Source organism: Geodermatophilus sp. SYSU D00758 (genome assembly GCF_054049955.1).
This window is the reverse complement of the sequence record NZ_JBJGYK010000064.1, coordinates 1-17,982: the sequence shown is the minus strand read 5'-3', so window position 1 is coordinate 17,982 and position 17,982 is coordinate 1. Positions and strand designations below refer to the sequence as shown.

The window sequence follows — 17,982 nt, the reverse complement described above, 5'->3', positions numbered from 1 at the left end:
CGGAGCCCGCGAGGCCCCCCCCCGCGCCGCGCGGCGGCGGCGGGGCGGCGGGGGTGGCGGCGGGGCACGCCCCCCCCCCCCCCCCCACTCCGCTCACGCCCGCAGGGGCACCGTCTCGCCGCGCATCACGGTGCGCACCGTGCCCGGCAGCCGGCGCTCGGCCACCTCGCGGACGAAGTTGCCGAGCGGGTCCCGGAACACGCCGTAGTCGTCGAAGTGCACCGGCACGACCAGCGGCGGGCGCAGCAGGTCCACCAGGTCCGCGCCCTGGCGGGCGTCCATGGTCACGGTCACCCCGAGCACCTTCGTGCCGCCCAGGTGGGGGACGACGGCGTCCAGCGGGCCGCACCGCTCGAGCACCTCGCCCAGCGAGCGGCGGAAGAGGACGTCGCCGGTGACGTAGCCGCGCCAGGCGACCTGGCCGCCCCGGACGAGCTCCAGCACGCTGCCCATGACCTCGGGCAGCAGCCGGGCGAGCGGGCCGGGGCCGTGCACGCCGGGCACGCTGGTGACGCGCAGGGCCTCCTCCCCGCGGGAGAGCTCGTGGGTCTGCCAGGCCCGCAGGTCGGCGGCGGCGGTGAACCCGCGCCGGTCCAGGCAGCGGGCGGCCTCGGGGGTCGTCACCACCGGGACCTCCTTGGGCAGCGCGCGGGTGGCCACGCGGTCCCAGTGGTCGCCGTGCATGTGGGAGAGGACCACGGCGTCCAGCTCGGGGAGCTGGGCGGGCACCAGCGCGGGGTCGGTGCGCCGCCGGCTGCGCAGCCCGTAGCCCAGGTGCGCCCACTGCCCCCGGTGCAGGAAGTTCGGGTCGGTGAGCAGCGTGAACGGCCCGATGCGCAGCAGGGTGGTGGCGGTGCCGCCGAAGGTGAGGGTGACGTCGTCGCTACCGGGCGGGACGGCCACGGCCGGCGCTCAGCGCTGCGCCACGCCGCGGGCCACCTCGCTGGGCCGCTGCTGCTCCCCGGCGTAGGAGCTGACCCACACCAGCGCGCCGGTCAGCGCGGGGACCGCCCACTGCAGGCGGTCGAGCTGCTCCCGCGCCGCCGCGGCCTGCTTCCGGCTCACCTTCGACGGCCGGGTCCCGGAGCGGGCCGGGGAGCCGTGCGCCACCCGGCCCAGCGAGCGGCTGTAGGCGGTGACGCCCAGGGCGGCCGCGGTGAGCAGGGTCTTGAGCGCGGAGGTGCCGGCCACGCCCTTCTGCCGGGCCACCCGGCCGCGGTTGCCCGCCAGCTGGCCGACGCTGCCGACCAGGTGCGCACCGATGGCGACGGCGTTGACCGGGGTCCAGCGGTCCCAGCCCAGGTCGGCCACCCGTGCGCTGCCCTTGGCGCCCCCGGCCTCGGCCGCGGCGGCGTTGAGGGCCACCGCGTTGGCCAGCGTGCCGCCGAACCAGGCGGCGAGGCCGACGTCGTGCAGGGACCGGGACAGGGTGTTGCGGGCCATGGGAACTCCTCGGCGGGGGTGTCGGGGCGGTGAGGTGCAGCACGTACCCGATCCGCCCGCCGCCATTCGGCGGGGACGGCCGCGCCCGGGCAGGCTGGACGGCGGGACCGGTGGGCGGCCGCGTCAGGGGGCGGCACGAGCACGGCACGGCCACCGGGGCGAGGCGACGAGGAGGCCCGGTGGGACGGCTGACGGCACGGCTGACGGCACGGTGGCGGGAGCTGGTCGAGCGCACCCGGCCGGTGCACCCGGAGACGGCGCGGGCCCTGGCCGAGCGGTGGGCGGCGCTGCCCGCGCACGTCCGGACGCCCGCGCAGACCCTCGGCCGGCACGCGGTCGGCTGCGAGGGGACGCACGGCGTCTTCCCCCGCTGCAACCTGACCTGCACGCCCTGCTACCACTCGGCGGACGCGAACAAGGTGCGCGTGGACGGCGGGCACACGCTGCGCGAGGTCACCGCCCAGATGGCCCTGCTGTGCCGGCGGCGCGGGCCCTACGCGCACGCCCAGCTCATCGGCGGCGAGGTCACCCTGCTGGCCCCCGACGACCACGCCGCGGCGCTGCAGGCGATGCGCGACGCCGGCCGCTCACCGATGTCGATGACGCACGGGGACGTCGACGCCGGGTACCTGCGCGCGCTGGTCACCGGCCCCGACGGGCGGCTGCGGTTCGACCGGGTCAGCTTCGCCGGGCACTTCGACTCGCTCATGCGCGGCCGCCGCGGGGCGGTGCGGCCGCGCAGCGAGGCCGAGCTGCACCCGTTCCGGCAGCGCTTCGTGCAGCAGTTCCGGGACCTGCGCGCCCGGACCGGCCTGCGGTACTACCTGGCCCACACCATGACCGTGGCGCCGGCCAACCTCGGCCAGGTCGCCGGCACGGTCCGCGCCGTGCTGCCGATGGGGTTCTCGATGATGAGCTTCCAGCCGGCCGCGCACGTCGGGGACGCGCGCCGGTGGACGGAGAGCTACGCCGCGGTCGACGCCGACGCGGTGTGGGCGGAGCTGGAGCGCGCGCTGGGCCGCCGGGTACCCCACGAGGCGGTCGAGTTCGGGGACCCGCGCTGCAACCGGCTGGCCTTCGGGTTCCTGGCCGACGGCGTCTGGCACCCGTTCGTCGACCCCGCCGACCCGGCGGAGGTGGCCGCCCGGGACGCGTTCCTCGCCCACTTCGGCGGGGTGGCCTTCAGCGGCACCCCGCCGCTGCTGCTGGCCGTCAAGGTGCTGCGGGTGCTGCGCCACCACCCGGGGGACGTCGCGGTCGCGCTGCGCTGGGCCCGCCGGGTGGTGCGCCGGGCCGGGGGGCCGCGGCGGCTGCTGGCCGCCGCCCGGGCCCGCCGGCTGGGCCTGATGACCTTCGAGGTGCACAGCTTCATGGACGCCGCCGACGTGGCCCCGGCCTGGGAGCTCATGCGGCGCGGCGAGACCGCCGGCGACCCGCGGCTGCGCGCCACCCAGGAGCGGCTGGCGGCCTGCACGTACTCGATGGCCCACCCGGGGACCGGGGAGCTGGTGCCCGCCTGCGTGCAGCACTCGGTGCTCGACCCGGGGGAGAACGCGCGGCTGCGCCGGCTGCTGCCGCTCACGCCGGTCTGACGGGGACGACGTGCCGGGCGGCGACCGGCAGCCGCAGGCCCACGACCGCGCCCACGGCGACGTCGTCCCCCGGGGCCAGCTCGGCGTGCACGGCGACCCCGCCGGCGTCCACCGTGACCAGCGGGCGCAGCCCGCGGTACCGCACCCGGACGACGGTGCCGGTGACGTCGGCGTCCCCGCCGGCGAGCCCGACCGCCTCGGGCCGGACGACGAGCACCCCGGGCCCGTCCGCGACCGCCCCGGGCAGCGCCAGGGGGCCCAGCGGCGAGGAGTGCACGCCGCCGCGCACCACCCCGGGGACCTCGGTGCGCCCGCCGAGCAGCCGGCTGACCGCCAGGGACGCCGGCCGGGCGTGCAGCTCGGCCACCGGCCCGTGCTGCTGCAGCCGCCCGGCCTCGAGCACCGCCACGGTGTCGGCCAGGGCGGCGGCCTCCGCGGGGTCGTGCGTGACCAGCAGGACGGTCGGGGCCAGCCGGGCCCGCAGGTCGGCCAGCAGCTCGTGCATCTCCTCGCGCAACGGGGTGTCCAGCGCGCTGAACGGCTCGTCGAGCAGCAGCACCCGCGGCTCGGCGGCCAGCGCGCGGGCCAGGGCCACCCGCTGCTCCTGCCCGCCGGAGAGCTCGCGGGGCGCCCGGTCGCCGAGACCGGCCAGGCCCACCAGGTCGAGGAACTCCCCGGCCCGCCCGCGGGCCCGCCGCCGCGGGACCCCGCGCACCCGGTCGGCGTAGGCGACGTTGTCGCGCACCGACAGGTGCGGGAACAGCAGCGGCCGCTGGAAGACCATCGCCATGCCCCGCCGCTCCGGGGGGACGCCGGCGAGGTCGCGGCCGTCGAGGTGCACGCTGCCGCGGGTCGGCTGGTCCAGGCCCGCGGTCAGCCGCAGCACGGTGCTCTTGCCGGAGCCGGAGGGCCCGAGCACCGCCACGCAGGACCCGGCCGGCACCGCGAGGTCCAGGCCGTCCAGCGCCGGCGGCCGGCCCCGGCCGTGCACGCGGGTCAGGCCGGCCAGCCGCAGCTCCCCGCTCACCGCCGTCCCCCGCGCGCCCGGCGACCCGGCAGCCCGACCAGCGCCAGCAGCGCCAGCGGCGGCAGCACCGCCGCCAGCGACAGCACGGCCACCTGCGCCTCGTTGCCGGTCGCCGAGGCCGCCGACCCGATGAGCAGCGGCAGCGTCACCAGCCGGCCGCCGCCGACGAGCAGGGTCACCACGTAGTCGCTCCAGCCGACGAGGAACGCCAGGAAGGCCGCGCCGGCCAGGGCCGGCGCGAGCAGCGGGACCTGCACCCCGCGCAGCACCTGCCAGGGGGAGGCGCCCAGTGTCCGGGCCTCCTCCTCGAAGCCGCGGTCCTGCGCGGCGAGCGCGGCCCGCAGCACGACCGTGGTGTAGGGCAGGGCGGCCACGGTGAGCAGCAGGACGACGCCGGCGGTCGCCGGCACCCGCAGCCGCAGCAGCAGCACGTCGAGGCCCAGCGCCACGGCGAACGGCGGGAGGACCAGCGGCGAGAGCAGCACGGCGAGCACCGCGCCCGGCAGCGGGACCCGGTGCACGACCAGCGCCCGCGCGGCCAGGGCGCCCAGGGGGGTGGCCAGCAGCGCGACCGCCGCCCCCAGCGCCGCCGACCGGGCCAGCGCGGCGGTACCCCCGGCGGCCAGGGCGTCCTGCAGCCCGGCGGTGCCCAGCTCCTGGGGGAGCACCGCCGGGGCCGACCACCGGTCGGCGACCGCCCAGAGCAGCAGCGGCACCAGCGGCAGCACCAGCCAGGTGGCGAGCACCGCACGGCCCAGCCGCGCGCCGGCGCACAGCCCGGTCAGCCCCACGCCGCCAGCCGCCGCAGCGTGCGCAGGGAGAGGAGGACCGCGAGCAGCGCCAGCCCGGCGGTGACCACCGCGACGGCCGCGCCCTGGGGCCGGGCGGCCAGGTCGATCGAGGTGGACAGCCGGACGGCGAGCACCGGCAGCGGCTCCGGGGCGGCCCGGCCGAGCAGCGCGGCCACCTCGTAGGACCCGAGCACGTACACGAAGGAGATCGCCGAGGCCGCGCCCAGCGCGGGGGCGGCCAGCGGCAGGGTGACCGTGCGGAACCGGGCCCACCGGCCGGCGCCGAGCACCGCCGCGGCCTCCCCGTACGAACGCGACCGGGAGGCCAGCACGCCCCCGACGACCAGCGCGACGAAGGCCGACTCCTTCCAGGCGTACTCGGCGACCACGGCCACCCACCAGCGGCCGCCGACCAGGGCCGGCCAGTCCTCCGGCGCCACGCCGAGCAGCCGCGGGAGGAACCCCGCGTCGGCCAGCAGCAGGCCCATCGCCGCCGCGCCGACCAGGTGCGGCACCGGGACGGTCGCCGCGCTGAGCCCGCCGAGCAGCCGGCTGCGGCGGGCCGCGGCGACGGCCGCCAGCGCCAGGGCCAGGCCGACGACCGCCGCCACGGCGGTGGCCGCGGCGGCGATGGCCAGCGAGAGGGGGACGGCGGAGGCCAGCTGGTCGGCCGGCGCGGTGAACGCCGCACCGGTCAGCCGGGGCTCGCCGACCAGCGGGGCCAGGCCGAGCGCGGCCAGCAGCGCCGAGGTGAGCGCGGCGCCGACCACGGCGACCGCGGGCACCAGCGCCGGCAGCACGAGCAGCAGCCCGGTCCGCCGTCCCCGGGCCCCCGGCGGCCGGCTCACCCGCCGAGCACCGTCGTCCGCCAGCCCTCGTCGAGGGCGGTCACCCAGCCGGCCGACAGCTCCGGCCGGGCGTTCGCCGCGAGCTCCGCGTAGGGCGGGACGACGGGGGAGGCGGGCAGCTGCTCGAACCCGCGCCGGTCGGCGGGGTCGAGCCGGTCGAGGTCGAGGACGGTGAACTGGCCCCAGGTGGCCGGGTCGGCCTTGGCCAGCTGCTGCTCGGGGGAGAGCGCCAGGTCGGCGACGACCATCGCCCCCGCGCTGTCGCCGGAGGTGGAGGGGAGCGCCAGGAAGCTCGCGTTGCCGAAGGTGCCCTCCTCCAGGGTCAGCACCCGGGTGGTGGCCGGGAAGGTGCCGTCGGCGACCAGGTCGGTCAGCGTGGCCGGGCCGTAGGTCATCGTGAGGTCCACCTGCCCGTCGGCGTAGAGCCGGTCGAGCTCCTGCAGCGTCTGCGGGTAGGTCTCCCCGCCCCGCCACAGCGACGGGGCCAGCGCCCGCAGCCGCCCGAACAGCGCCGGCGTGAGCTCGTCGTAGGCCTCCTGGGAGAACTCCAGCGGCACCTCGCCGGGCCCGCCGGTGACGCCGGTGAGCACCTGCCGGACGAACACCGACCCGGTGAAGTCCGGCGGGGCCGGGTAGGTGAAGCGGCCCGGGTTGGCCTCCGCCCACGCCAGGACGCCGGCCAGCGTCGTCGGCGGGTCGGGCACCCGCGCCGCGTCGTACACCAGCGTGAACTGCGCCTTGTGCCACGGCGACTCGCAGCCCTCGACCGGGACGCCGAAGTCGCGGGTCAGCAGCGGGTCGTCGGGGTCGGTGTACCGGGCGTTGGGCAGCATGCCGGCCCACCCGCAGAGCCAGGCGCCGGCCTGCCGCCCGGTGGCGTAGTTCTCGCCGTTGACCCACACCAGGTCCACGTCGCCGTCGGTGACCCCGGCCTGGCGCTCGGCGAGCACCCGGTCGACCGCCTCGCCGGTGTCGGCCACGGGCACGCGCCGCAGGGTGACGCCGAGCCCGGCCGCCCCCGGGGCGAGGACGTCGTCGACGTAGGCGTTGCCCTGCTCGTCCCCGCCGTACATCCACAGGTCCACGGTCTGGCCCCGGGCCTGCGCCAGCACCTCCTCCCAGGGCCGCTCGGCCGCGGCGGGGGCCTCGGCCCCCGGCGCGGCGCAGCCGGGCAGCGCCACCGGTCCGGCCAGCAGGACGGCGACCAGGGCACGGGCGGCCGGGCGTCGGGGGGCTCGGGGCACGGCGTCCTCCTGCGGTGCGGGCTGTCTGGTTTCCTTCGTGCCGGACGGCCGCCCCGGATGCCCCCGGGCCCGACGGCCGGCCCCGGGAGGAGCGTGCGCGTGCTCGACGGTGCCGCCCGCCGCCTGCTCGACGCCCCGCTGGCCCGGGTGGCGGCCCTGCTGGACCGGCCGGCCGTGACGCCCGACCGGCTGACGGTGGCCGGCCTGGTCCTCGGCCTGGGCAGCGCCGGGGCCGCGGCCGCCGCCTGGTGGCTGCCCGCCCTGGTGCTGTGGCTGGTCTCCCGGGCCGCCGACGGGCTGGACGGGCCGCTGGCCCGCCGCCGGCGCGCGGCCGGCGGCCCGGCGGACGCCGGGGCCGGTGGGTTCCTCGACATCACCGCGGACTTCTGCGTGTACGGCGCCGGCGTGCTCGGGGTCGCGCTCGGGGCGACCCGCGAGTTCGGCGCGCCGTGGGAGCCCTTCCTCGTCGTCCTGCTCGCCTACTACGTCAACGGGACGGCGTTCCTGGCCTTCTCCTCGATCGCCGAGCGGGCCGGCCGGCAGCTCGACGACGGCCGCTCGCTGTCGTTCCTCGGCGGGCTGGCCGAGGGCACCGAGACGATCGCGGTGCACGCGCTGTGGCTGCTGCTGCCGGCGGTCGCCTGGCAGCTGGCCTGGGGGTGGGCGGCCGTCGTCGCCGTCACCGCCGGGTACCGCATCCGCGCCGGGTACCGGCTGCTGCGCTGACCCGGGGGTCACCGGGCGCCGCGGTCGGTCCACCGCCGCAGCCGCACCACCGCCCGCAGCAGCGCGGCGGGCACCGGCGCGGCCAGCCGGGCGCGCAGGTCGTCGAGCGCGGCGTCGACCACCGCGTCGTCGTACGTCGGGTAGGCGTGCGTGGTGCCGGCGAGGTCGCGGGCGCGCAGGCCCCGGCGGACGGCGAGGGTCAGCTCGGCGAGGGTCTCCCCGGCCCGGGGCCCGACGACGGTCGCGCCGACCACCCGCCGGCGCCGGTCGAGGACGAGCGCGGTGGACCCGTCCGTCACGCCCTCGGTGACCGCGCGGTCCAGCCGGGTGTGCGGCACCCGGCGGACGGTCAGCCCGGCGGCCCGCGCCTCGTCGGGCCGGACCCCGACCGCTGCCAGCTCGGGGGAGGTGTAGGTGACGCGGGGGACGACGGGGTCGATCCGGCGGGCCAGCCCCAGCACGGCGTTGCCGGCCGCCACGCTGCCGTGCATCCCGGCGGTGTGGGTGAGGAACGGCGGGCCGGTGACGTCGCCGGCCGCCCACACGCGGGGGTTGGTCGTGCGCAGCGTGGCGTCGACGGCGACGGTCCCGTCGTCCCGGAGGTCGACGCCGGCCGCGGCGCAGCCCAGCCCGCCGGTGCGGGCCCGCCGCCCGACGGCCACGAACAGCCGGTCGAAGGCCAGCCGCGTGCCGTCGGCCAGGTGCAGCACGCCCGGGGCGACCCGCGCGGCCGCGGCGCCGGTGTGCACCTGCACCCCGTCGCGGCGCAGGGCGGCGGTCACGGTCGCCGCGGCGTCGGCGTCCTCCTCGGGGAGCAGCCGGTCGGCGGCGTCGACGACGGCGACCTCGGCGCCGAGCCGGGCGAGGGCCTGCCCGAGCTCGCAGCCGATGGGGCCCCCGCCCAGCACCACCACCCGGCCGGGCAGCTCCTCGAGGTCCCACACCGTCTCGCTGGTCAGCGGGCCGGCCGCGGCCAGCCCCGGCACGGGGGGCAGCAGCGGCGCGGCGCCGGTGGCCAGCAGCGCCGCGCGGAAGGGCACCTCCCGGTCGCCGACGCGGGCCCGGTCGGGCGCGGTGAGCACCGCCTCGCCGGCGAGCACGGTCGCGCCGGCCGCCTCGAGCGCCTCGGGGGAGTCCTCGGGCTGCAGGGTCCGGATCGCGGCCTGCACGTGCGCCCGCACCCGGGCGAAGTCCACCCGAACGTCGCCGACGTCGACGCCGAGGCGGTGCGCCGCGCGGGCGTCGGCCGCCGCGGCCGCGGCCGCCAGCAGCGCCTTGGAGGGCACGCACCCGGTCCACAGGCAGTCGCCCCCGGTGCGGTCCCGCTCGACCAGCGCGACCCGGGCGCCGAGGGTGGCCGCGGTGTGGGCGCCGACCAGGCCGGCCGTGCCCCCGCCGACGACGAGCAGGTCCCACGGGGCGGCTTCGCGGCGCACCCGTCGCACGCTAGGGGATGGCGCACCACGGCACCGGGTGGGCGGGCGCGGGCAGGATGGGGCCGGTGAGCCTGCCCGGACGCACGGTCGACGTCCTCGTCGTCGGTGCGGGCCAGGCGGGGCTCGGCACCGCCCGCCGGCTGGTCGACGCGGGGATCACCGACGTCCTCGTGCTCGAGACCGCGGAGGTCGGCGCGGGCTGGACGGGGCGCTGGGACAGCCTGCGGCTGTTCACCCCCCGCCGGTTCAGCACGCTGCCCGGCCTGCCCTTCCCGCCCGGCCCCGGGGAGTGCCCGACCCGGCTGGAGATGGCCGGCTACCTGCGGCGCTACGCCGAGGTCCTCGACGTCCCGGTGGTGTCCGGTGCACCGGTCACCCGGCTGACGCGGGCCGGGACGTGCTTCCGCGCCGCGACCCCGGCCGGGGGGGTGACCGCCCGGCAGGTCGTCGTGGCCACCGGCGCCCACCGCCGGCCCCGGGTGCCCGGCGCCGCGGCCGCCCTGGCCCCCGACGTGGTGGCGCTGCACTCCTCCGCCTACCGGCGACCGGCCGACCTGCCCGACGGCCCGGTGCTGGTCGTGGGCGGCGGCAACTCCGCGGCCCAGCTCGCCCTCGAGCTGGCCGCCACCCGGCCGGTCACGGTGGCCGCACCCGGCGTCCCCCGGGCGCTGCCGACGCACGTGCTGGGGATCAGCCTCTACCGGTGGCTGCTGGTCACCGGGGTGCTGAACGCCGGCAGCGGCACGCCGGTGGGACGGCTGGTGCGGCGCCGGGGCGAGGCGGTGTTCGGCCGGGACCTGCACCGCGCGGTCGCGGCCGGGCGGGTGCGCCTGGTGCCGCACCGGGTGGTGGGCGCCTCCGGCCGCGCGGTCCGGCTGGCCGACGGCGGCCTCCTCCCGGTGCGCGCCGTCCTCTGGTGCACCGGCTTCCTCCCCGACACCGGCTGGGTCGAGGTGCCCGGCGCCCTGGGGCCGGGCGGGGAACCCGTGCACCGGCGCGGCGCCTCGCCGGTCCCCGGCCTGCACTGGATGGGCCTGCCCTGGCAGACCCGGGTCAACTCCGGGCTGGTGGACGGCGTGGACCGGGACGCCGGCCGCACCGCCCACCGCATCCGCCGCGCGCTGGGCGGGGGCGGCCGGTCGGCGTGACCCCGGCGGGCCCGTCCGCACCGGCTGGTAGACAGACCCGGTGGCCGGACCCCGCGACGTCGACGCCTCCTTCCTCGCCCTGCCGCTCCCCGCGCTGGCCGACGCGGCGCTGACCCGCGCCCGCGACCTCGGGTGCGAGCACGCCGACCTGCGCGTCGAGCGGATCCGGACGCAGACCATCAGCCTGCGCGACGCCCGCCTGGAGGCGCTGGCCGACGGTGAGGACCTCGGCCTGGCCGTCCGCGTGGTCCACGAGGGCACGTGGGGCTTCGCCGCCGGCGTCGTCCTCACGGCGGCCGAGGCGGTGCGGCTGGCCGAGGAGGCCGTCGAGGTGGCGCGGGTGTCGGCGGCGGTGGCCACCGACCGCGTCGAGCTGGCCCCCGAGCCGGTCCACGCCGGCGTCACCTGGGTCTCCGACTACGACGTCGACCCCTTCACCGTGCCCGACGCCGAGAAGACCGGGCTGCTGCGCGAGCGCTCGGAGCGGCTCCTGGCCGCCGACGGGGTCGAGCACGTCCAGGCCGGCTGCACGGCGGTCAAGGAGCAGAAGTTCTACGCCGACACCGCCGGCACCCGGACCACCCAGCAGCGGGTGCGCACCGCCTCCGACCTGACCGCGCTCACCGTCGACCGGGCCACCGGGTCCTTCGAGAGCATGCGCACGCTGGCCCCGCCGGCCGGCCGGGGCTGGGAGTACCTCACCGGCACGGGCTGGGACTGGGACGCCGAGCTGGCCGGGATCCCCGAGCTGCTGCGCGAGAAGACGAAGGCCCCCTCGGTGGAGCCGGGGCGCTACGACCTCGTCGTCGACCCCTCGAACCTGTGGCTGACCATCCACGAGTCGGTCGGGCACGCCACCGAGCTCGACCGGGCGCTCGGCTACGAGGCCGCCTACGCCGGCACCTCGTTCGCGACCCCCGACCGGCTGGGCACGCTGCGCTACGGCTCGGAGCTGATGAACGTCACCGGCGACCGGGTCACCCCGCACGGGCTGTCCACGATCGGCTGGGACGACGAGGGCGTGCAGGCCCAGGAGTGGGACGTCGTCCGCGACGGCGTCCTCGTCGGCTACCAGGTGGACCGCAACACCGCGCGGCTGGGCGGGCTGCCGCGCTCGAACGGCTGCGCCTTCGCCGACTCCGCCCAGCACGTGCCGGTGCAGCGGATGGCCAACGTGTCGCTGCGGCCGGCGCCCGGCGGGCCCTCGACCGAGGAGGTCATCGCCGGCGTCGAGCGCGGCATCTACGTGGTCGGCGACAAGAGCTGGTCGATCGACATGCAGCGCTACAACTTCCAGTTCACCGGCCAGCGCTTCTTCCGCATCGAGGGCGGCCGGCTGGCCGGGCAGCTCCGGGACGTCGCCTACCAGGCGACCACCACCGAGTTCTGGGGCTCCCTGGCCGCCGTCGGCGGGCCGCAGACCCACGTGCTCGGCGGCGCCTTCAACTGCGGCAAGGGCCAGCCGGGGCAGGTGGCGCCGGTCAGCCACGGCTGCCCGACCGCCCTGTTCGAGAACGTCACGATCCTCAACACGGTGCAGGAGGCCGGCCGGTGAACCCCGCCCGCCCGCAGGACGTCGTCGAGCAGGCCCTGGCCGCCTCCACCGCCGACGGGCAGGTGACCTTCGTCGTGGAGAGCTCGGCGGCCAACCTGCGCTGGGCCTCGAACAGCCTCACGACCAACGGCGTGATGCGCTCCCGCCAGGTCGTGGTCGTCTCCTTCGTCGACGGCGGCGCCGGGATGGCGGCGGGCACCGTCGCGCGCACCGGCACGCCGGACGTCGCCGAGCTCGTGGCCGCCAGCGAGCAGGCCGCCCGGGACGCCGGGCCCGCGGAGGACGCCGTCCCGCTGGTGGGCGAGACCCCGCCGGGCTCCGGGCCCTGGGACGCCGAGGCCGCGGACACCTCCATCGGCGTGTTCGCCGAGCTCGCCCCCGCCCTCGGGGAGGCCTTCGGGGCCGCCCGCGACCGCGGCGAGAAGCTCTTCGGCTTCGCCGAGCACTCGATGGCGACGACCTACCTGGGCACCTCCACGGGCCTGCGGCTGCGCCACGACCAGCCCACCGGGCGGGTGGAGCTCAACGGCAAGACCGCCGACCACGGCCGCTCGGTGTGGGCGGGCGCCGGGACCCGCGACTTCACCGACGTCTCGATGGGGGCGCTGGCCGGCGAGGTCGCCCGCAAGCTGGACTGGGCGCAGCGGCGCGTCGAGCTGCCCGCCGGCCGGTACGAGACCCTGCTGCCGCCCTCGGCGCTGGCCGACCTCATGGTCTACGCCTACTGGACGATGGAGGCCCGGGACGCCGACGAGGGCCGCAACGTCTACGCGCGGGCCGGCGGCGGCAACCGGATCGGCGAGCGCCTGGCCGCGCTCCCGCTGACCCTGCGCAGCGACCCCTTCGAGCCGGGCCTGGAGGCCTGCCCGTTCCAGGTGGTCTCCGGGTCCTCGGGCGCGGCGTCGGTGTTCGACAACGGGATGGCGACACCCGCGGTGGACTGGATCTCCGGTGGCGTGCTCACCGAGCTGATCCGCCCCCGCGCCTGGGCGCTGCGCACGACCGCACCGGCGACGGCCGCGGTCGACAACCTGGTGCTCGAGGTCCCCGAGGCGACGGCGTCCCTCGACGACATGGTGGCGGCCACCGACCGCGGCCTGCTGCTGACCACCCTCTGGTACATCCGCGAGGTCGACCCGCAGACCCTGCTGCTGACCGGGCTGACCCGGGACGGCGTCTTCCTCGTCGAGGGCGGTGAGGTCGTCGGGTCGGTGAACAACTTCCGCTTCAACGAGTCGCCGGTCGACCTGCTGGGCCGGATCACCGAGGGCGGGCGCACCGAGCGGACGCTGCCCCGGGAGTGGAGCGACTGGTTCACGCGGGCGGCGATGCCGACGGTGCGGGTCCCCGACTTCCACATGAGCTCGGTGAGCCCCGCGAGCTGACCGCGGCGCACCGCCCCGGGCGCCGCGGTACGTCTCACCCCTCCGGGGCACCCCGGTGTCCCCATCCGTCCCACTGACAGCACGCCGTGCACACGCGCGCACTCTCCGCAGTTAACGTGTCCCTACTTGCACGGGAGGCCCCACGGAGGGGGCCGTCGAGGGGAGCTCCTCATGACGCGGAACCAGAAGCCATCGGTCTTCCAGATCGGTCAGGTCTGGGAGGACGGTGACGTGGTCGTCGTCTCCGGTTGGGGCCTGGGGCTGTGCGCCGCGGCCTGCGCCTGCCACCGGCACCCCTCCGCCGGCCACCTGGCCATCGCCGAGGACCAGGCCCGCGGCCTGCTCGGCCTGGCCAGCTTCCGCCCCGACGGCTGCGACTGCTGCGAGCCCTGGACGGCCGACGAGCTCGGCGCCGTCCTGCGCGACCTCGAGTCCGTCGCCGGCCTGGACGCCCAGGAGCCCCTCGCCGGCTGAGAAGGGACCCCCTGCCCCCGCCGCTCGCGGCGAGCGGGGTTCCCCCGCGACGGGCCGGGTAGAGGGCGGGGCATGCTCGCCCGCTCCGCCCTCCGTGGCGCCGTGGCCGGCCTGGCCGGCACCGCGGCGATGACGCTCGCCGAACTGGTCGAGCAGTCCGTGACCTCCCGTCCCGACTCCTACGTGCCCGGGCGCACGCTGACCGCCCTGACCACCCGGCGCCGGCTGCCGGGCTCGGCGCGCCCGCCGGTGCTCAACCACCTCATGCACTGGGGGACCGGGGCGCTGGTCGGCACCCTGCGCGGGGTGTGGTCGGCGGTCGGCCTGCGGGGCTGGCGTGCCTCGCTCTGGCACACCTCCGTCCGCCTGGCCACCGACCAGACCCTGGAGAACGCCACCGGCGTCGGGTCGCCGCCGTGGACCTGGTCCCGCCGCGACCAGGTCGTGGACGTGGCCGGCAAGACCGTCTACTCGCTGGTGACCGGCGCGGTCGCCGACCGCCTGGTGGCCCTGGCGCCCGACCGGGAGCCCTCCGGCGCCGCCGGCCCCCGCCGGTAGCGCACCGACCCGACGCCGAACCCCCGCCCGCTGCGGCGCGAGCACATCCCTGGGGCGGGTGTGACGGGCGGGGTGCGCCGGGAGCCGTCCGGCCCGCGCGCCGACCCTCACGCCGCGGTGATCTCTCCCTACCGTGCGTAGCAACCCGCTCGGGACGGCCGGGTGGCACGGGGAGGGGACGGCATGCTGCGCAGCCGCACGACGCGCCGACGCTGGGCGGGCGCCGCTCTGGCGGTCGGGGCGGCCGCCGCCGTCGTCCTGGGCCCGACCCCCGCCGGCGCCACGCCGGGCACCGCGGACGAGGCGGCGCGGCTGGTGGCCGAGACCGGCCAGCAGCTGACCGACCTCGACGAGCAGGTCCACCAGGCCGAGGTCACCGTCGCCGAGCAGCAGGCCGCCGCCACCGCCGCGGCCGCGACGGCCGCCGAGGCGCAGGCCGCCCTGGCCGCCTACGAGCCGCAGCTGCGGGCGCTGGCGCAGAGCTCGCAGACCAGCCGGTCGCGGATGGCCGCCTTCCTCACCGGCGACTCGGCCGCCGACGTCGTCCAGCAGATGACCACCCTCGACCTGATCGCCGACCACACCGAGGGGCTGATCGCCGAGGTCTCGGCCGCCCAGCGCGCCGCCGACGAGGCCCGGGCCGCCGCGGACCAGGCGGCGGCCCAGGCGCAGGCGTCCCTGGCCACGCTGCAGGAGCAGCACGCCGAGGTGCAGCGGCGGATCGACGAGTACGAGGCCGACTTCGCCCGCCTGTCGGCCGCGGAGCAGGCCACCGTCACCGCGACCCTGGCCGGCCCGGCGCTGCCGCCGCCGTCCACCGCCGCGGTCGTCGCGGCGGCGCCCAGCGAGGCCGCGGGCACCGTCGTCGCCACCGCCCTGGCGCAGGTCGGCGACCCGTACGTGTGGGGCGACTCGGGGCCCGACGGGTTCGACTGCTCGGGCCTGACCCAGTACGCCTACGCGGCGGTCGGGGTCTCGCTCCCGCACTCGAGCGGCGCGCAGTCGCGGCTGGGCGTGGCCGTCCCCCGCGCACAGCTCCAGCCCGGCGACATCGTGTACTTCTACTCGCCGGTCAGCCACGTCGGCATCTACGTGGGCAACGGGATGATGGTGCACGCGCGGACCTTCGGGCAGCCGGTCGCGGTGACCACCGTGGACATGCGCGGCTACGCGGGCGCCCGCCGCCTCCTCTGAACCCAGGGCTCCTCAGGCCGGCCGCCGGCCCTCGGCGAGCATCGTGACCAGCCGCTGGATGCGGCGGGTCCGCGTGGCGGGGGTGGCGGCGGTCTGCACCCGGAAGAGCACGGCGTAGCGGTTGGTCCCGTCGAGCGCGTCGAACGCCGCCCGCGCCGCCGGGACCGCGTCCAGCGCGGCGGCGAGGTCGTCGGGCACGGTGGCCGTCGCGGGGCCGGCGTAGGCCCGCTCCCACCGCCCGTCGGCGCGGGCGGCCTCGACGGCGGCCAGCCCCGCGGGGCGCATCCGGCCGGCCGCCGTGAGCGCCTCCGCCGCGGCGACGTTCTTCTGCGACCAGATGCTGCGCGGCCGGCGCGGGGTGATCCGCTGCAGGTACGCGCGCTCGTCGAGCGCGTTCGACCGGCCGTCGATCCAGCCGAAGCACAGGCAGCTCTCGACCACCTCCGGGTAGGTCACCGAGGGGGTGCCGGAGCCCTTCTTCGCGATCCGCACGTAGAGGCCGGGGGCGGTGGCGTGCTCGGCCTCCAGCCACGCCTCGAGCGCGGCCTGGTCGGGGAAGGCCAGGACGGGCAGGTCGTCGGGCACCGGCACGACGGCGATCCTGGCCGCCCCGCCACCGGCCGTCCAGAGCCGTCCGCCCCGCCCCGCCTCGCCGTGATCACGGGGTTCTTGCCCGACGACACGGACGACGCGCCGCCGCGGCCTGCAACAACTCCATGATCACGGCGGCGGGGATGCGGGGTCAGGCCTCCCGGGAGGGGGAGGGGCGGTCAGAGTTCCGCGCGCAGCCGCGTCGCGGCCAGCGCCAGGGCGCGCATCTTGCCCTCGGCCGAGGCCCGCGGCAGGTACTTCAGCCCGCAGTCGCTGGTGAGCACCAGCCGGTCGACGTCGACGTCGTCCAGGGCCCGGCGCACCCGCTCGGCCACCTGGCCGGGGGTCTCGACCTCCGGCGTGGAGAGGTCGAGCACCCCGAGCGCGATGCCCTTGCCGCGCAGCGGGCGCAGCTGCGCGGGGTCGAGCCCCGACTGCGCCGTCTCGACCGACACCGTGTCCACCGGGGTGTCGGCCAGCTCGGGCAGGAACGAGTACCCGGTCGGCCGGTCGGCCACCATGGCGGCGTAGCCGAAGCACAGGTGCAGGTGCACCGGGCCGGCCGCGCCCTCCACGGCCCGGGTGACGGCCTCCGCCCCGTACCGGCGGGCCACCTCCGGCCGGGCCTGCAGCCACGGCTCGTCGAGCTGCACGACGTCGGCGCCGGCGGCGAACAGGTCGGCGATCTCCTCGCGGACGACGTCGGCGTAGGCCAGCGCGAGGGACCGGTCGTCGCCGTAGTGCTCGTCCTGGGCCTGCTGGGCCATCGTGAACGGCCCGGGCAGCGTCACCTTGACGGTCCGGTCGGTCTGCGCCCGCAGGAACGCGACGTCGCGGGCCTGCACCGGCGCCGGACGGCGGATCGGCCCGACCACCCGGGGCACGGGGATCTGCTGCCCGGAGCGGTTGGTCACCGACCCCGGGGTGTCGAGGTCGACGCCCTCCAGCGCGGTGGCGAAGTGGTTGGAGTAGGACTCCCGGCGCTGCTCGCCGTCGGTGACGATGTCGAGGCCCGCGACCTCCTGCGACCGCAGCGCCAGCAGCGTCGCGTCGTCCTGGGCCTGCTCCAGGAGCTCCGGCGCGACCCGCCACAGCTCCCGGGCGCGGACCCGCGGCGGGAACCGGTGGGCGAGCCGGTCGCGGTCGATGAGCCAGTCGGGCTGCGGCAGGCTGCCGACGACGGAGGTGGGCAGCGGCGGGAGGGGTGCGGGCACGCCCGGCAGTCTGACGGGTGCGGGGGCACCCGGCCTGTGCTGGGGTGGGCCCGTGGCCGACAACTACATCGCCGAGCTGGACTCCGGCGCCCCCCGGATCGACGACGAGGCCTTCGTGGCGCCCACCGCGGTGGTGGTCGGCGCGGTGACGATGGGCCCGCGGTCGAGCCTCTGGTACGGCGCGGTGGCCCGGGCCGACGCCGAGGTGATCGAGATCGGCGAGGGCTCCAACGTGCAGGACGGCTGCACCCTGCACTCCGACCCGGGGTTCCCGCTGGTGGTCGGCCGCGGCGTCACCGTCGGGCACCGGGTGGTGCTGCACGGGGCCCGGGTGGACGACGACGTGCTGGTCGGCATGGGCAGCGTGGTGATGAACGGGGCGCGCATCGGGTCCGGCTCGATCGTCGCGGCCGGGGCCGTGGTCACCCAGGGCAAGCAGTTCCCGCCCGGGTCGGTGATCGCCGGGGTGCCGGCGAAGGTGGTGCGGCAGGCCACCGACGACGACCTGGCGCACATCCGGGGCAACGCGGCGAGCTACACCGAGCGGCTGCCCTCGGCCCGGCGGGTCCGGCCGGTCGTGCGCACCCCGCTGCCGCCCGCGGGCCACCAGCCCGGCGACGCCATGGGATGACCGGGCCTCCCGGCCGGGCCTCCCGGGGGGGGGGGGGGGGGGGGGGGGGGGCGGGGCGGGGCGGGGGCGGGGCGCGGGGGGGGGGGGCGGTTGGGGGGGCGGGGCGGGGGGGGGGGGGGGGGGGG

Annotated in this window: 18 protein-coding genes; 9 read left to right on the top strand and 9 right to left on the bottom strand. The window is 78.2% G+C overall.

The genetic code is table 11. From position 1 onward, the window contains the following. Nucleotides 1-93 precede the first annotated feature (93 nt). Nucleotides 94-903: an MBL fold metallo-hydrolase gene (locus ACI8AC_RS24235; protein WP_456900412.1), complete on the bottom strand. Its 810-nt coding sequence runs from the start codon at nucleotides 901-903 to the stop codon at nucleotides 94-96. A 9-nt stretch (nucleotides 904-912) separates the two neighbouring features. Then, the gene (locus ACI8AC_RS24230) at nucleotides 913-1,443 is read right to left on the bottom strand and encodes a hypothetical protein (protein WP_456900411.1); all 531 of its coding nucleotides are present in this window, start codon (nucleotides 1,441-1,443) and stop codon (nucleotides 913-915) included. Between the two features lie 179 nt (nucleotides 1,444-1,622). Between ACI8AC_RS24230 and ACI8AC_RS24225 the strand changes: the two genes are divergently transcribed. Beyond that, nucleotides 1,623-3,035: a radical SAM domain-containing protein gene (locus ACI8AC_RS24225; protein ID WP_456900410.1), complete on the top strand. Its 1,413-nt coding sequence runs from the start codon at nucleotides 1,623-1,625 to the stop codon at nucleotides 3,033-3,035. Here ACI8AC_RS24225 and ACI8AC_RS24220 read toward each other — a convergent pair. The 4 genes from ACI8AC_RS24220 to ACI8AC_RS24205 are packed head-to-tail and all read right to left on the bottom strand — an operon-like array spanning nucleotide 3,022 to nucleotide 6,945. Further along, nucleotides 3,022-4,062: an ABC transporter ATP-binding protein gene (locus ACI8AC_RS24220; RefSeq protein WP_456900409.1), complete on the bottom strand. Its 1,041-nt coding sequence runs from the start codon at nucleotides 4,060-4,062 to the stop codon at nucleotides 3,022-3,024. The genes ACI8AC_RS24225 and ACI8AC_RS24220 overlap by 14 nt on opposite strands. Continuing rightward, complete coding sequence (locus tag ACI8AC_RS24215; protein ID WP_456900408.1) at nucleotides 4,059-4,853, bottom strand: ABC transporter permease; 795 nt, start codon at nucleotides 4,851-4,853, stop codon at nucleotides 4,059-4,061. Before ACI8AC_RS24215 ends, ACI8AC_RS24220 begins: the two co-directional genes overlap by 4 nt. Further along, nucleotides 4,844-5,701 (bottom strand): ABC transporter permease subunit, encoded by an 858-nt coding sequence (locus ACI8AC_RS24210; protein WP_456900407.1) that lies wholly within the window; start codon nucleotides 5,699-5,701, stop codon nucleotides 4,844-4,846. The genes ACI8AC_RS24215 and ACI8AC_RS24210 overlap by 10 nt, the downstream gene beginning before the upstream one ends. Next, nucleotides 5,698-6,945 (bottom strand): ABC transporter substrate-binding protein, encoded by a 1,248-nt coding sequence (locus tag ACI8AC_RS24205; protein WP_456900405.1) that lies wholly within the window; start codon nucleotides 6,943-6,945, stop codon nucleotides 5,698-5,700. Before ACI8AC_RS24205 ends, ACI8AC_RS24210 begins: the two co-directional genes overlap by 4 nt. A gap of 99 nt (nucleotides 6,946-7,044) precedes the next feature. Between ACI8AC_RS24205 and ACI8AC_RS24200 the strand changes: the two genes are divergently transcribed. Beyond that, nucleotides 7,045-7,671, top strand: coding sequence for a CDP-alcohol phosphatidyltransferase family protein (locus tag ACI8AC_RS24200; RefSeq protein ID WP_456900404.1), 627 nt, complete (start codon nucleotides 7,045-7,047; stop codon nucleotides 7,669-7,671). 8 nt (nucleotides 7,672-7,679) lie between these two features. On the opposite strand, the gene ACI8AC_RS24195 is transcribed toward ACI8AC_RS24200, so the two are convergent. Continuing rightward, nucleotides 7,680-9,107 carry a dihydrolipoyl dehydrogenase family protein gene (locus tag ACI8AC_RS24195; protein ID WP_456900403.1) on the bottom strand — a complete coding sequence of 476 codons (1,428 nt, stop codon included), beginning with the start codon at nucleotides 9,105-9,107 and terminating at the stop codon, nucleotides 7,680-7,682. A 65-nt stretch (nucleotides 9,108-9,172) separates the two neighbouring features. Here ACI8AC_RS24195 and ACI8AC_RS24190 point away from each other — a divergent pair, with 65 nt between their 5' ends. From ACI8AC_RS24190 to ACI8AC_RS24165, 6 genes are all read left to right on the top strand, one after another. Then, nucleotides 9,173-10,255: a flavin-containing monooxygenase gene (locus ACI8AC_RS24190; RefSeq protein WP_456900402.1), complete on the top strand. Its 1,083-nt coding sequence runs from the start codon at nucleotides 9,173-9,175 to the stop codon at nucleotides 10,253-10,255. Between the two features lie 40 nt (nucleotides 10,256-10,295). Beyond that, nucleotides 10,296-11,810, top strand: a complete 1,515-nt coding sequence (locus ACI8AC_RS24185) for a TldD/PmbA family protein (protein WP_456900401.1) — start codon at nucleotides 10,296-10,298, stop codon at nucleotides 11,808-11,810. After that, complete coding sequence (locus ACI8AC_RS24180; RefSeq protein ID WP_456900400.1) at nucleotides 11,807-13,195, top strand: metallopeptidase TldD-related protein; 1,389 nt, start codon at nucleotides 11,807-11,809, stop codon at nucleotides 13,193-13,195. The genes ACI8AC_RS24185 and ACI8AC_RS24180 overlap by 4 nt, the downstream gene beginning before the upstream one ends. Before the next feature lie 171 nt (nucleotides 13,196-13,366). Further along, a complete protein-coding gene (locus ACI8AC_RS24175) occupies nucleotides 13,367-13,669 on the top strand; it encodes a hypothetical protein (RefSeq protein ID WP_456900399.1) in 303 nt (100 codons plus the stop codon). 72 nt (nucleotides 13,670-13,741) lie between these two features. Continuing rightward, nucleotides 13,742-14,227 (top strand): hypothetical protein, encoded by a 486-nt coding sequence (locus tag ACI8AC_RS24170; RefSeq protein WP_456900398.1) that lies wholly within the window; start codon nucleotides 13,742-13,744, stop codon nucleotides 14,225-14,227. 183 nt (nucleotides 14,228-14,410) lie between these two features. Beyond that, complete coding sequence (locus ACI8AC_RS24165; RefSeq protein ID WP_456900397.1) at nucleotides 14,411-15,421, top strand: C40 family peptidase; 1,011 nt, start codon at nucleotides 14,411-14,413, stop codon at nucleotides 15,419-15,421. Between the two features lie 12 nt (nucleotides 15,422-15,433). Here the strand turns inward: ACI8AC_RS24165 and ACI8AC_RS24160 are convergent, their stop codons facing one another. Further along, the gene (locus tag ACI8AC_RS24160; RefSeq protein WP_456900396.1) at nucleotides 15,434-16,012 is read right to left on the bottom strand and encodes a YdeI/OmpD-associated family protein; all 579 of its coding nucleotides are present in this window, start codon (nucleotides 16,010-16,012) and stop codon (nucleotides 15,434-15,436) included. Between the two features lie 179 nt (nucleotides 16,013-16,191). After that, nucleotides 16,192-17,226 (bottom strand): uroporphyrinogen decarboxylase family protein, encoded by a 1,035-nt coding sequence (locus tag ACI8AC_RS24155; protein WP_456900395.1) that lies wholly within the window; start codon nucleotides 17,224-17,226, stop codon nucleotides 16,192-16,194. Nucleotides 17,227-17,278: 52 nt separating this feature from the next. Here ACI8AC_RS24155 and ACI8AC_RS24150 point away from each other — a divergent pair, with 52 nt between their 5' ends. Further along, nucleotides 17,279-17,857 (top strand): gamma carbonic anhydrase family protein, encoded by a 579-nt coding sequence (locus ACI8AC_RS24150; protein WP_456900394.1) that lies wholly within the window; start codon nucleotides 17,279-17,281, stop codon nucleotides 17,855-17,857. Nucleotides 17,858-17,982 lie beyond the last annotated feature (125 nt).